Genomic DNA, 13,970 nt, shown 5'->3' on the forward strand with positions numbered 1-13,970 from the left:
CGAAGATGAGCACCCCCTCGGCCACCATTCCGCTGCGCGTCACCGAGGCGCGGCAACTGAATCCGCTGATCCGCATGCTTCGCCTGCGTGCCGAGGATGGCCGTGCGCTGCCCGGCTTCGCAGCCGGTGCCCATATCCGGGTGCAGGTATCGCTGGCCGATGGCAAGACCGACTGGCGCCACTACTCGCTCATCAACTTCGACACCGCGCGCAACGCAACCAACGCACCGATCGAATACGTGATCGCGGTGCGCAAGGAGGCCGAAGGCCGTGGCGGATCGCGCTTCATGCACGAAGGGCTGGAAGAGGGCGACGCCATCGCCATCGAGCCGCCGAAGAACGACTTTCCGCTGCACACCGGCCCGGGCGGCACGGTGCTCGTGGCGGGCGGCATCGGCGTGACGCCGCTGGCCACCATGGCTGCGCGCCGCCGTGCCGAAGGCGCGGCCGTGCGCATGCACTACGCCGGCCGCAGCCGCGAGCTGATGGCCTTCCTGCCCGAGCTCCAGGCCTTGCTGGGCGAGGACCTGCGCGTGCATGCCGACGCCGAGGCCGGCGCGCCGCTGAACATCGACGCGCTGCTCGACAGCGTTCCCGCCGGCGACCGCCTGTATGTCTGCGGCCCCAAGGTCATGCTCGACGCGGTGCTCGAACGCACCCAGGCGCGCGGCTGGGAACACGACCGCGTGCACTTCGAGCTTTTCACCGAGCCTGTCGCGGAAGAGGGCGACCAGCCCTTCGAGGTGGAGCTTGCCCAGTCGGGCCAGAGCTTCACCGTGCCGGCGGACCAGAGCATCCTCGACTGCCTCATCGAGCACGGCTGCGACCCGATGTTCGACTGCAAGCGCGGCGAATGCGGCGTGTGCGCCGTGCCCGTGCTCGAAGGCGAGATCGACCACCGCGACTACGTGCTCACCGCCCGCGAGAAGGCGCAAGGCAACGTCATGCAGATCTGCATCTCGCGCGCCAAGGGTGCGCGCCTGGTGCTGGACATCTGAAGCAAGGAGACATGAACGCCATGACCTCGTACAGAGACAACCCCGACGCAGTCCGCGCGCTGGTGCAGAACGACCGCGTGCACCGCGATCTCTACACCAGCCAGGAACTCTTCGAGCTTGAGCAGGAACACTTCTTCGCCAACACCTGGAACTACGTCGGCCACGAGAGCCAGCTGCCCAAGCCGGGCGACTGGATCAGCAACGAGATCGCCGGTCGTCCGCTGATCGTTGTGCGCCACTCCGACGGCAGCGTGCGCGCGATGATGAACCGCTGCGCCCACAAGGGCTCGCGCCTGGTCAACGGACCCTGCGGCAACACCGGCAAGTTCTTTCGCTGCCCGTACCACGCCTGGACCTTCAAGACCGACGGCGCGCCGCTCGCGATCCCGCTGAAGACCGGCTACGAGAACACCCAGCTGCACGAATGCGAGTCGGGCAAGGGCCTGACCACCGTGAAGCACGTGCGCAGCCACCGCGGCTTCATCTTCGTGAAGATCAACGACGCCGGGCCGGACTTCGAGGAGTACTTCGGCGACTCGCTGAGCTCCATCGACAACATGGCCGACCGCTCGCCCGAAGGCGAACTCGAAATCGCCGGCGGCTGCCTGCGCTTCATGCACCAGTGCAACTGGAAGATGTTCGTCGAGAACCTCAACGACACCATGCATCCGATGGTGGCGCACGAGTCCTCGGCCGGCACCGCCAAGCGCATGTGGGCCGACAAGCCCGAGAGCGAGCCCAAGCCCATGGCCGTGGAACAGTTCGTGCCCTTCATGTCCGACTACAAGTTCTTCGAGGACATGGGCATCCGCACCTACGACAACGGCCACAGCTTCACGGGCGTGCACTTCAGCATCCACAGCAAGTACAAGGCGATCCCCGAGTACGACAACGCCATGAAGGCGCGCTACGGCGAGGAAAAAACCGCGCAGATCCTCGGCATGGCACGGCACAACACCGTGTACTACCCGAACCTCACGATCAAGGGCGCGATCCAGGCGATCCGCGTGGTCAAGCCGATCTCGGCCGACAGGACGCTGATCGAGAGCTGGACCTTCCGCCTGAAGGGCGCGCCGCCCGAGCTGCTGCAGCGCACCGCCATGTACAACCGCCTCATCAACTCGCCGTTCTCGGTGGTGGGCCACGACGACCTGCAGGCCTATCGCGGCATGCAGGCCGGCTTGCACGCGAGCGGCAACGAATGGGTGAGCCTGCACCGCGACTACGACCCGGCCGAACTCAAGGGCGGCGAGATCACCACCGGCGGCACCAACGAGCTGCCGATGCGCAATCAATACCGCAGCTGGGTCCAGCGCATGACGGAGACGATGTGATGGCCGGCAACGCACCAGAAGTCACCCGCCAGGACCTGATCGACTTCGTCGTGAACGAGGCGCACCTGCTCGACACGCGCCGCTACGAGGAGTGGAACGCGCTCTTCACCGACGACGCCTTCTACTGGGTGCCGCTGATCCCCGACCAGGAAGACGGCCTCAACCACACCTCGCACCTCTACGAGGACAAGCTGCTGCGCGACCTGCGCATCGAGCGCCTGAAGAGCCCGCGCGCCTTCTCGCAGCAGCCGGCGAGCCGCTGCCACCACCTGCTGCAGGTGCCGGTGGTCGAGGAGTTCGATGCGGCCGCCAACCGCTACGTGGTGCGGACCTCGTTTCACTACACCGAGTCGCAGGGCGACGAGCTGCAGTTCTACGTCGGCACCTTCTTCCATCACCTCACGATGCAGGACGGCGCGCTGCGCATGACGCTCAAGCGCGTCAACCTGCTCAATTGCGACGCGGCCCTGCCGGCCGTGCAGCTCTTCATCTGACAGGGACGCGATGCCACACGCCACCGTCCATCAAGTCTTCGCGGCCACAGCGGCGCGTACGCCGCAGGCCGAGTTCCTGTTCACCGAATCGGTGACGGCAGCAGCCTACGGCATCGAAGCGGGCGCCATCCGCTGGGGCGAGGCTGCGACGCAGATCGACCGTCTGCGCACGGCCTACGCGCAGGCCGGCTACGGCCATGGCCACCGCGTCGGCCTGCTGCTGGAGAACCGGCCCGCCTTCATCTTCCACTGGCTCGCGCTGAACGCGTTGGGCGTGAGCGTGGTGCCGATCAATGCCGAGATGCGCTCGGCCGAACTGGTCTACCTGATCGGCCACAGCGAAATCGGCCTGGCCGTGACGCTGCCCGAGCGCGCGGCCGACCTGCGCGCCGCGGCGGCACAGGCCGGCATCGCCTTCGAGACGATGGGCCCCGACGACGCCGTGCCTCCTGCGAAGACCGCGGCGCCGCGTGCCCACGAGCCCGTCGGCGTCGACACCGAATGCGGCCTGCTCTACACCTCCGGAACCACGGGGCGCCCCAAGGGCTGCATCCTGAGCAATGCCTACTTCCTGCGCGCGGGCGAGTGGTATGCGGCGCTCGACGGCGTCTGCAGCATCAGGCCCGACAAGGAACGCGTCATCACGCCGCTGCCGCTCAACCACATGAACGCGATGGCCTTCTCCACCATGGTGGTGCTGGTCGCTGGCGGCTGCCTGGTGCAGCTCGATCGCTTCCATCCGAAGACCTGGCTGGCGAGCGCGAAGGAAAGCGGCGCGACCATCGTCCACTACCTCGGCGTGATGCCGGCCATGCTGCTGTCCGCGCCTGCATCGGCGGCCGACCGCGACCACGCCATCCGCTGGGGCTTCGGCGCCGGTGTCGACCGCAAGAATCACGCACCCTTCGAGGAACGCTTCGGCTTCCCGCTGGTCGAGGCCTGGGCCATGACCGAGACCGGTGCGGCCGCCTGCATCATGGCCAACCGCGAGCCACGCCTCGTGGGCACCAGCTGCTTCGGTCGCCAGGAAGACTTCGTCGAGATCCGCCTCGCGGGAGAAGACGGCAGCGATGTCGGCGTCGACGCTCCGGGCGAATTGCTGGTGCGCTCGGCAGGCCCTGACCCGAAGCGCTATTTCTTCTCCGGCTATCTGAAGGACGAGGAAGCCACGCGCGAAGCCTGGGCCGACGGCTGGTTCCACACCGGCGACCTGGTGCGCCGCGATGCCGAGGGCAACTTCTTCTTCGTCGATCGCAAGAAGAACGTGATCCGCCGCAGCGGCGAAAACATCTCCGCTGTCGAGGTCGAGAGCGTGCTCAACCAGCATCCGGCCGTGAAGGCATCGGCCGTGGCCGCCACGCCCGACGAAGTACGCGGCGACGAGGTGCTGGCTTGCATCGTGGTTCGCGAAGGTGTCGATGCCTCGCAGCGCGATCAGGTCGCGGCCAGCATCGTCGAGCACGCGCTGGCCCAGCTCGCTTACTACAAGGCGCCCGGCTACGTGGCCTTCGTCGATGCGCTGCCGCTCACGCCCTCGCAGAAGATCCAGCGCGGGCAACTGCGCGAGATGGCGCAGTCGTTGCCCGGCCAGGCCCATTGCATCGACACACGTTCGATGAAGAAGAGGCAGGCATGACGGCGAAGCGGCTTTCCTACGAAGGCGTCGCGGTCGCGGTGCCCGTGACCGTGCCCTATGTGCGCTACTCCACGCGCACGGCGCACTGGTTCGTCGGCCAGGCCATCGAGGCGCTGGTGAAGGCGAGCGGCGTGGCCAAGGAAGAGATCGACGGCCTGTGCCTCAGCAGCTTCTCGCTCGCGCCCGACACGGCCGTGGGCGTCACGCAGCACCTGGGCCTGTCGCCGCGCTGGCTCGACCATGTGCCCACCGGCGGTGCCTCGGGCGTGATGTGCCTGCGCCGTGCCGCGCGGGCAGTGCAGGCGGGCGACGCGGACATCGTCGCTTGCGTGGGCGCCGACACCAACCACGTCGACTCCTTCCGCCAGACGCTGGGCAGCTTCAGCAACTTCGCTCGCGATGCGAGCTACCCGTACGGCTCGGGCGGCCCGAACTCGATCTTCGCGTTCATCACCGCCAACTACATGCGCACCTACGGTGCCAGGCGCGAGGACTTCGGCCGCATCTGCGTGGATCAGCGCACCAACGCGCTGGGCAACCCCAATGCGATGTTCAAGAAGGCGCTGACGCTCGACGAGTACATGGCCGCGCGGCCCATCTCCGATCCGATTCATCTCTTCGATTGCGTGATGCCCTGCGCCGGCGCCGACGCCTTCCTCGTGATGAGCGAGGAGCGCGCGCGCGACCTGGGCCTGGCGCACGTGGTGATCCGCGGCGCCATCGAGCGCCACAACGCCTATGCCGAAGACCCGGTGATGGTGCAGGGCGGCTGGCGCAAGGACCGCGACGACCTCTACGCGCAGGCCGGCATTCAGCCCGCAGAACTTGACTTCGTGCAGACCTACGACGACTACCCCGTCATCGTGATGATGCAGTTCGAGGACCTCGGCTTCTGCGAGAAGGGCGAAGGCCCGGCCTTCGTACAGGCCAACACCATGACCTTCGACGGCAGCTTCCCGAACAACACCAGCGGCGGCCAGCTCTCGGCGGGGCAGGCAGGCGCTGCGGGCGGCTTCCTCGGCATGGTCGAGGCGATCAGGCAACTCACCGACCAGGCCGGACAACGTGCCGTGCCGAATGCCCAGTCGGGCCTCGTCGCCGGCTTCGGCATGGTGACCTACGACCGCTGCCTGTGCACAGGCGCGGTGATCCTGGGGAGACCGGAATGATGAGCCCCCACGTTTGCCGCTTCGCGGCTGCACTTCCCCCCGAGGGGGCCGCGCGCCTGCCTTGGGGCGGCCCGGCGGAGGCGCCATGACGATGCCCCTGATGCGCCCCCCGCGCAAGAACCCGGTGCTGCGCACCCGGCAGATGAATCTGCCGCCCGGCGCGCGCGGTCGCGTGGCGCTCGGCCTTACCGCTGCCGCAGCCGAAGGCCGCTTCGAACTCCAGACCTGCGACGACTGCGGCACGGTGCAGTACCCGCCGCGCGAGGTCTGCCACAAGTGTCTCTCGGCCGCGCTGCGCTGGCGCGAGCAGAGCGGCGAGGGCGAGCTGCTCGGCAGCACCACGCTGCATCACAGCAACGACCTGTTCTTCCGCGAACGGCTGCCCTGGCGGCTGGGCCTGGTGCACCTGGATGCCGGCCCCACGCTCATGGTCCACCTGCACGGCGAGGTCGGCGACGCGCCGCAGCGCGTGCGCGTCGGCGCCCGGCTCGACCGCGCGGGCCAGGCCGTACTCATTGGTTTTCCGAATGAAGGGAGTCCCCACATGGCCGACGACAAGATGCTGCGCGAGATGACCAGCGACCCCAAGTTCCGCAAGGTGCTGGTGACCGACGGCAAGACCGAGACCGGCCAGGCCATCGTGCGTGCGCTGGTGAAGGCCGGCGCCGACATCGTCTGGGTCGGCCACGCCGAGCCCTGGAAGAAGATGGGCGACGGGCTTGACGACATCTCGGCGCTGCCGCAGGTCACGCTGGTGCCGCTGGATTTGACCAACGGCCGCCAGGTGACGGAGCTTGCCGGCTCCATCGGCGGCAAGGTCGACATCGTCATCAACAACGCGGAGGTGCACCGCACCTTCGGCATCGGTGCCCGGCGCGGCACGGACGTGGCCAAGGCCGAGATGGACATCAACTACTTCGGGCTGCTGCGTCTCGCGCAGGAGTTCGGGCCCGCGCTGAAAGGCCGCTCGGCCGATGGCGTGACGGGCGCGACGGCCTGGGTCAACCTGCTGTCGATCTATGCACTGAGCAACTTCCCGCCGCACGGCACCTTCAGCGCATCGAAGGCGGCGGCGCATTCGCTCGCGCAATGCCTGCGCGCCGAGATGCGGCCGGCCGGCATCCGCGTGATCAACGTGTTCCCCGGGCCCATCGACGACGAATGGAACCAGCACACGCCGCCGCCCAAGCTCGCCCCCACCGCGCTGGCCAACGCCATCGTGAAGGCGCTGCGCGACGGCGTGGAGGACGTGTACCCCGGCGACGTGGCGCAGGAGTGGCTGGAGCGCTGGCGCGACAACCCCAAGGTGCTGGAGCGCGAGCTGGCTGCAGGCGGCTGAGACAGGAAGCACAAGAATGACCACCACGACCGAACTGATGTCCACCGCCGAGATCCTCGGTGGCCTGGTGACCGCCATGGCCAGCGGCCGCATCCGCGTGATCGACCTCACGCAGACGCTGACGCCCGAGTTCCCGCAGATCGCGCTGCCGCCCGAGATGGGTCAGTGCTGGCCCTTCCGCATCGAGGAAGTGTCGAAGTACGACGAGCGCGGCCCCGGCTGGTACTGGAACAACTTCTCCTGCGGCGAACACACCGGCACGCACTTCGACGCCCCGATCCACTGGATCTCGGGCCGCGACCTGCCGAACAACTCGGTCGACACCATTCCCGTGCAGCACTTCGTGGCGCCGGCCTGCGTGATCGACTGCTCGCCGCAGGTGAAGGACGACCCCGACTACCTGCTGACCCTCGAGGACATCGAGGCCTACGAGGCCGCGCATGGCCGCATCCCGAAGGGCGCATGGGTGCTGATGCGCACCGACTGGTCGAAACGCACCGACCCCGAGGCCTACCAAAACTTCGACGAGACGGGCCAGCACACGCCGGGCCCGAGCACCGCGGCCGTGCGTTTCCTGGTAGAGCAGCGCGACGTGCTGGGCTTCGGCTCGGAGGCCATCGGCACCGATGCCGGACAAGGCTATCACCTGCGCCCGCCGTACCCCTGCCACTACTACATGCACGGCGCGGGCCGCTACGGGCTGCAGTGCCTGAGCAACCTCGACCTGCTGCCGGCCTCGGGCGCAGTGCTGATCTGCCCGCCGCTGAAGATCGAGAAGGGCAGCGGCAGTCCTCTGCGCGTGCTCGCGCTGGTAGGAGCGCAAACATGAGCGCAGCACCCAAGGTCGCAGCCGTCACCGGCGGCAGCGCCGGCATCGGCAAGGCCATCTGCGAAGACCTGCTCGCGCAGGGCTACGAGGTGGTGTCGCTCGCGCGCCGCAAGGCGGAGATCGATCACCCGAAGCTGCACAGCATCGAGGTCGACCTGAGCGACCGCGCCGCCACGGGCGAGGCGGTGCGCGAGCTGGTCGAGCGCTTCTCGCCCACCACCATCGTCCACAACGCAGGCGTGATCCGCGCCGCGCTGCTGCCCGAGGTGAAGCTCGACGACCTCGACGCGCTGGTCGATCTGCACCTGGGCTGTGCGATCCAGCTCGTGCAAGGTGCATTGCCCGCGATGCGTGCGCATCGCTTCGGCCGCGTGGTGCTGCTGTCGTCGCGCGCCGCGCTGGGCCTGGCCACGCGCACCAGCTACTCGGCCACCAAGGCCGGCATGCTGGGCATGGCGCGCACCTGGGCGCTGGAGCTCGCGGCCGACGGCATCACGGTGAACGTGGTGGCACCGGGGCCCATCCGCACAGACATGTTCTACGACGTGATCGAGGCCGGCAGCGAGAAGGAACGCGCTCTCGCCGCCTCGGTGCCCGTCAAGCGCCTGGGCGAATCGGCCGACGTGGCACGCGCCGTGCGTTTCTTCGCGGATGCCGACAACAGCTTCGTCACCGGCCAGGTGCTGTATGTGTGCGGCGGCACCAGCGTCGGAAGTCTCGCCCTCTGAGTTCGCAGTTTTTCTCACGTCCAACCAAAACCACCTCTGGAGCATCGCCATGAAAGTCATGAACCGAATTCGCACACTCGCGGCCGTGGCCGTGGGCCTCGGCGCGCTGAGCGCCGCGGGCGCGTGGGCCGCCGATCTCAAGGTCGGCTTCATCACTTCGATGTCGGGGCCGGTGTCGTCGCTCGGCATTCCCTACGACAAGGGAATGAAGGCGGCCGTGGCCTACAAGTCGGAGGTCGGTGGCCGCAAGGTGCAGGTGATCCAGCTCGACGATGCGTCCGATCCGTCCACGGCCGCGCGCAACGCACGCAAGCTGATCGAGGAAGACAAGGTCGACGTCATCATCGGCACGGCCGGCGCGCCGGGTTCGCTTGCCATCGCCGGCGTGGCGCGTGAGACCAAGACGCCGCTGATCTCCATCGCCAACGCCGACCTGCCCGGCGATGACGGCGCGTGGATGGTGACGCTGCCGCAGCCCGCGCCGCTGATGATGGGTGCGATGGTCGAGAAGATGAAGCAGTCGGGCGTGAAGACGGTGGCCTATATCGGCTACTCCGATGCCTGGGGCGACTTGGTGTACGACGCGCTGATGAAGTCGGCGCCTGCTGCCGGCATCAAGGTGGTGTCGAACGAGCGCTATGCGCGCGCCGATTCGTCGGTGGCCGGCCAGGTGCTGAAGATCGTGGCGCTGCGCCCTGATGCGGTGATCACCGGCGCCTCGGGCACGCCGGGCGCGCTGCCGTACCTCGCGCTCACCGAGCGTGGCTACAAGGGAAAGATCTACGGCATGCATTCGTTGATCAACCCCGACTTCATCCGTGTCGGCGGCCCCTCGGTCGAAGGCTTGCTGGCGCCCACGGGCCCCGTGGTGGTTGCTGAGCAACTGCCCGACAACAACCCGATGAAGAAGATCGCGATGGACTTCCGCGCCGCCTTCCAGAAGGCCAACGGCGCACCGCCCACCGACACCTTCTCGGCCTACAGCTTCGATGCGTGGCTGATCTATCTCGACGCCGCGCAGCGCGCGCTGGCGAGCAAGGCCGAGCCAGGCACGCCGCAGTTCCGCCTCGCGCTGCGCGATGCCATCGTGAGCACGAAGGAGCTGGTGGGCACGCACAGCGTCTACAACTTCAAGCCGACCGACCGCTATGGCTCGGACGACCGCTCGCGCGTCGTCGTGAAGCTCGAGAAGGGCCAGTGGAAGCTGGTTCCCTGAAGTCCCCGACCTGAAAGCCCCAATGAAAAAGATCACCCGCATCCTCGCCGCCACTGCCGTCGCACTGGCCGCGGCGCAGGCCATGGCAGCCGACCTGAAGATCGGCTTCATCAGTTCGCTCTCGGGCCCGGTGGCCGCGTTGGGCGTGCCCTACGAGAAGGGCATTCGCGCCGCGATCGCCGAGCGTCCGGAGATCGCAGGGCGCAAGGTGCAGCTCATCGTGCTCGACGACGCGTCCGATCCCACCACCGCCGGCCGCAATGCCCGCAAGCTGGTGACCGAGGACAAGGTCGACGTGCTCATCGGCACCTCGGGCGTGCCGGGCGCGATGGCCATCGCCTCGGTGGCGCGCGAGCTCAACACGCCGCTGATCTCGCCCACGCCGGTGACCATTCCCGGCCCCGAGGGCGCGTGGACGGTGACGGTGTCGCAGCCCTTCCAGCTCATGGTGGCGGGCGTGGTCGATCGCATGAAGAAGTCGGGCGTGAAGACGGTGGCCTTCATCGGCTTCTCGGACGCGCTGGGCGACCTGGCCTACGACTCGCTGGTCAAGAGCGCCGACGCCGCCGGCATCAAGGTGGTGGCGAACGAGCGCTATGCGCGCAGCGATTCGTCGGTGGCCGGACAGGTGCTGAAGATCGTCGCGGCGCGGCCTGATGCGGTGTTCGCCGGCAACTCCGGCACGCCGGGCGCGCTGCCGTACATTGCGCTGGCCGACCGCGGCTACAAGGGAAAGATCTACGGCACGCACGGCCTGATCAACGCCGACTTCGTGCGCGTGGGTGGCGCTTCCATCGAAGGCCTGCAGGTGCCCAGCGGCCCGGTGCTGGTGGCCGACCAACTGCCCGATACCAACCCGATCAAGAAGGTGTCGATGGGCTTTCGCAATGCCTACCAGAAGCTCAACGGCGCGGTGCCGACCGATGCCTTCTCGTCGTACACCTACGACGCGTACCTGCTGCTGGCCGACGCGGCCTCGCGCGCCAAGGGCGAGCCGGGCACGCCGGCCTACCGCACGGCGTTGCGCGATGCCATCGTGAGCACGAAGGAGCTGGTGGGCACGCACGGCGTCTACACCTTCAAGCCCGACGACCGCTACGGCTCCGACCAGCGCGGCGTGGTCATTGTGCAGATGACCAAGGGCCAGTGGAAATTGGTCCCGTAGCCCCGGACCGTCCACCGAGCACATTGCCATGACCACCTACCGCAACCGCCCCGATCTCGTCGCGGCGCTGGTGCAGGACGACCGGGTGCACCGCGACCTGTACCTCAGCGAGGAGCTTTTCGTGCTGGAGCAGGAGCACCTGTTCGCCGGCACCTGGGTCTTCCTGGGCCATGCGAGCCAGGTGCCGCAGGCCGGCGACTTCATTACGCAGGAGATCGCGGGGCGGCCGCTGATCATGGTGCGCCAGCCCGACGGCGATGTGCACGTGCTCTACAACCGCTGCGCTCACAAGGGCACGCAGCTGGTGACGGACGAGTGCGGCAACACCGGCCGCTTCTTCCGCTGCCCGTATCACGCATGGACCTACAAGCTCGACGGCGCGCCGCTCGGGCTGCCGCTGAAGAACGGCTACGAGGGCACGCAGCTCAAGGCCTGCGAGTCGGGGCAGGGGTTGTCGGTGGTCAGGAACGTGAAGGTGTACCGCGACTTCGTGTTCGTGCGGCTCTCCGACACTGGGCCGTCGTTCGAGGACTACTTCGGCGAGGTGCTGGGCGCCCTCGATAACATGGTCGACCGCTCGCCTGAAGGCAAGTTGACAGTGGGCGGCGGCGTGCTGCGCAACATCGTCCACTGCAACTGGAAGATGTACCTGGAGAACATCAACGACACGGTGCATCCGATGTCCACGCACGAGTCGGCCACCAGGGCGGCCGAGGCGCTGTGGGAAGGCCATGCGCCCACTGACCCCAAGCCGATGGCGATGGAGCAGATCCTGCCCTTCGGCTCGGGCTACGAATTCTTCGACAGGATGGGCGGGCGCGTTTTCGCCAACGGCCACAGCGTGCTGGGGGTGAACTTCAGCATCCACTCCAACTATGCGCAGTTGCCGGAGTACGAGGCCGCGATGCGCGCCGCGCACGGCGAGGAGCGCGCAGCGGAGATCCTGCAGCGCTCGCCGCAGAACTCGGTCTTCTTTCCGAGCCTCTCGATCAAGGGCTCGCCCCAGGCCATTCGCGTGATCCGCCCGCTGGCGGCCGACCGTACGCTGATCGAGGCCTGGAGCTTCCGCGCGGCTGGGGCGCCCGCGCTGCTCTTCGAGCGGGCCATGAGCTACAACCGGCTCGTGTTCTCGCCGATGTCGGTGGTCGCGCACGATGACGTGCACCTGTTCGAGAGCATCCAGCAGGGCTTGCGCGCGGGCGGCAACGAATGGGTGAGCCTGCACCGCAACTTCGATCCGGCCGAGAAGCTGCAGTCGACGATCACCACCAACGGCACCAACGAACTGCTGATGCGCAACCAGTTCCGTGCATGGGCAAAGGCCATGGCGGCAGGCATGGAGGCCACGGCATGACGGACCCGCGCGATTTCGTCGCCCACGAGGCGGCGCTGCTCGACGAGCGCCGCTTCGACGACTGGCTGGCCCTCTTCGCGGAAGACGGCCACTACTGGGTGCCGCTGCTCGGCGCGGCCCAGGCCGATCCGTTCTCGCACAACTCGCTGGCCTATGAAGACCGGCTGCTGCTGCAGCTGCGGGTGGATCGACTGAAGAATCCGCGTGCGCACTCGCAACACCCCGCGAGCCACAGCCAGCATGTGCTGCAGCCCTCGCGTGTCGATCGCGAGGAGGGCAGCGAGGCGTGGCTGCGCACGCCGTTCCTCTATGTCGAGGCGCGCGGCGAAGGCCAGCTCCTGCTGAGCGGCACGGCACGCCACCACCTCGTTCGCACATCCACCGGCTGGCTGATCCGCGAGAAGCGCGTCGACCTGCTCAACGCGGGGCGTGCCCTGCCGGCCATCCAGCTGTTCATCTGAGTTACCCACCCACCTCTGTCCATTCCAACAATCCTCACCGGAGCTACGACATGAAGAGCCTGATGCAGACCTTGACGCGCGGCACCCTTGCCGCCGCGCTGACCGCCTGTGGCATTGCCAGCGCCATCGCCGCCGACCTGAAGGTCGGCCTGAGCGTGTCGCTGTCGGGGCCGAACTCATCGCTGGGCGTGCCCTACGCCAAGGGCATGCAGGCCGCGCTGGCCTACAAGCCCGAAGTGAACGGCCGCAAGATCCAGCTGGTGGTGCTCGACGACGGCTCCGACCCCACCACGGCCGGGCGCAACGCGCGCAAGCTCATCGAGGAAGAGAAGGTGGACGTGCTGATGGGCACCTCGGGCGTGCCGGCTGCCATTGCGATGGCGCAGGTCGGCAAGGAGGCGAAGACGCCGATGATCGGCCTCACGCCGATCCTGCTCGACCCCAACGAGAACCCGTGGGTGATGACGGTGGCCCAGCCCACGCAGCTGATGATCGACGCGGTGGTCGAGCGCATGAAGCGCAACAACGTGAAGACCGTGGGCTACATCGGCTTCTCCGACGCCTGGGGCGATCTGGTGTACGAGGCGCTGATGAAGGCCGCGCCCGCTGCAGGCATCAAGGTGGTGAGCAACGAGCGGTATGCGCGCGCCGACGCCTCGGTAACGGGGCAGGTGCTGAAGATCGTGGCGCTTCGCCCCGACGCGGTGATGACCGGCGGCGCCGGCACGCCGGGCGCGCTGCCGTTCCTGGCGCTGCAGGAGCGCGGCTACAAGGGCGGCGTGTACGGCCAGCACGGCCTCATCAACCCCGACTTCGTGCGCGTGGTCGGCGCCGCCGGCCAGAACGCGCTGATGCCCACCGGCCCGGTGATCGTGGCCGAGCAGCTGCCGGCCGAGTACCCGACCAAGAAGATCGCGACCGATTTCCGCGCCGTGTTCCAGAAGGTCAACAACGCGCCGACCAGCGATGCCTTCTCGGCCTACTCCTTCGACGGCTGGCTGGTGTTCGCCGATGCCGCCTCGCGCGCGATGAAGAAGGCCGAGCCGGGCACGCCCGAGTTCCGCGTGGCGCTGCGCGATGCCATCTTCAGCACGAAGGAAGTGGTGGGCACGCATGGCGTCTACACCTTCAAGCCCGGCAGCCTCTACGGCGTGGACGAACGCGCCCGGGTGATCGTCAAGCTCGACAACGGCCAATGGAAGCTCGCACCTTGAACCTCTCGCTTTCGACTTTCCGGAGGACCGCGC

At 67.7% G+C, this 13,970-nt stretch carries 13 protein-coding genes; all 13 read left to right on the forward strand.

Features of this window, described 5'->3' with window-relative positions; genetic code table 11:
• Positions 1-5 precede the first annotated feature (5 nt).
• The 13 genes from SFB74_RS09280 (at position 6) to SFB74_RS09340 (ending at position 13,937) form a co-directional block, all read left to right on the forward strand.
• The gene (locus SFB74_RS09280; RefSeq protein WP_432730500.1) at positions 6-998 is read left to right on the forward strand and encodes a PDR/VanB family oxidoreductase; all 993 of its coding nucleotides are present in this window, start codon (positions 6-8) and stop codon (positions 996-998) included.
• A gap of 20 nt (positions 999-1,018) precedes the next feature.
• Entirely contained in the window at positions 1,019-2,332 is a 1,314-nt protein-coding gene (locus SFB74_RS09285) for an aromatic ring-hydroxylating dioxygenase subunit alpha (RefSeq protein WP_432730501.1), read from the forward strand.
• Positions 2,332-2,826 (forward strand): aromatic-ring-hydroxylating dioxygenase subunit beta, encoded by a 495-nt coding sequence (locus SFB74_RS09290; protein WP_432730502.1) that lies wholly within the window; start codon positions 2,332-2,334, stop codon positions 2,824-2,826. The genes SFB74_RS09285 and SFB74_RS09290 overlap by 1 nt, the downstream gene beginning before the upstream one ends.
• A gap of 10 nt (positions 2,827-2,836) precedes the next feature.
• Positions 2,837-4,462 (forward strand): AMP-binding protein, encoded by a 1,626-nt coding sequence (locus tag SFB74_RS09295; RefSeq protein WP_432730503.1) that lies wholly within the window; start codon positions 2,837-2,839, stop codon positions 4,460-4,462.
• Complete coding sequence (locus SFB74_RS09300) at positions 4,459-5,631, forward strand: thiolase family protein (RefSeq protein ID WP_432730505.1); 1,173 nt, start codon at positions 4,459-4,461, stop codon at positions 5,629-5,631. The genes SFB74_RS09295 and SFB74_RS09300 overlap by 4 nt, the downstream gene beginning before the upstream one ends.
• 85 nt (positions 5,632-5,716) lie before the next feature.
• Positions 5,717-6,970, forward strand: coding sequence for an SDR family NAD(P)-dependent oxidoreductase (locus SFB74_RS09305; RefSeq protein WP_126470567.1), 1,254 nt, complete (start codon positions 5,717-5,719; stop codon positions 6,968-6,970).
• A 16-nt stretch (positions 6,971-6,986) separates the two neighbouring features.
• Complete coding sequence (locus SFB74_RS09310; protein WP_432730506.1) at positions 6,987-7,799, forward strand: cyclase family protein; 813 nt, start codon at positions 6,987-6,989, stop codon at positions 7,797-7,799.
• Positions 7,796-8,527: an SDR family oxidoreductase gene (locus SFB74_RS09315; RefSeq protein WP_432730507.1), complete on the forward strand. Its 732-nt coding sequence runs from the start codon at positions 7,796-7,798 to the stop codon at positions 8,525-8,527. Before SFB74_RS09310 ends, SFB74_RS09315 begins: the two co-directional genes overlap by 4 nt.
• 49 nt (positions 8,528-8,576) lie before the next feature.
• Positions 8,577-9,743, forward strand: coding sequence for an ABC transporter substrate-binding protein (locus SFB74_RS09320; protein WP_432730508.1), 1,167 nt, complete (start codon positions 8,577-8,579; stop codon positions 9,741-9,743).
• Between the two features lie 22 nt (positions 9,744-9,765).
• Positions 9,766-10,908, forward strand: coding sequence for an ABC transporter substrate-binding protein (locus tag SFB74_RS09325; RefSeq protein WP_432730509.1), 1,143 nt, complete (start codon positions 9,766-9,768; stop codon positions 10,906-10,908).
• Positions 10,909-10,936: 28 nt separating this feature from the next.
• A complete protein-coding gene (locus SFB74_RS09330) occupies positions 10,937-12,262 on the forward strand; it encodes an aromatic ring-hydroxylating dioxygenase subunit alpha (RefSeq protein ID WP_432730510.1) in 1,326 nt (441 codons plus the stop codon).
• Positions 12,259-12,723, forward strand: coding sequence for an aromatic-ring-hydroxylating dioxygenase subunit beta (locus SFB74_RS09335; RefSeq protein ID WP_432730511.1), 465 nt, complete (start codon positions 12,259-12,261; stop codon positions 12,721-12,723). The genes SFB74_RS09330 and SFB74_RS09335 overlap by 4 nt, the downstream gene beginning before the upstream one ends.
• A gap of 50 nt (positions 12,724-12,773) precedes the next feature.
• Positions 12,774-13,937 carry an ABC transporter substrate-binding protein gene (locus SFB74_RS09340; RefSeq protein WP_432730512.1) on the forward strand — a complete coding sequence of 388 codons (1,164 nt, stop codon included), beginning with the start codon at positions 12,774-12,776 and terminating at the stop codon, positions 13,935-13,937.
• Positions 13,938-13,970: the final 33 nt, after the last annotated feature.

It is taken from the genome of Variovorax xiamenensis (assembly GCF_050916385.1).
Lineage (GTDB): Bacteria > Pseudomonadota > Gammaproteobacteria > Burkholderiales > Burkholderiaceae_C > Variovorax.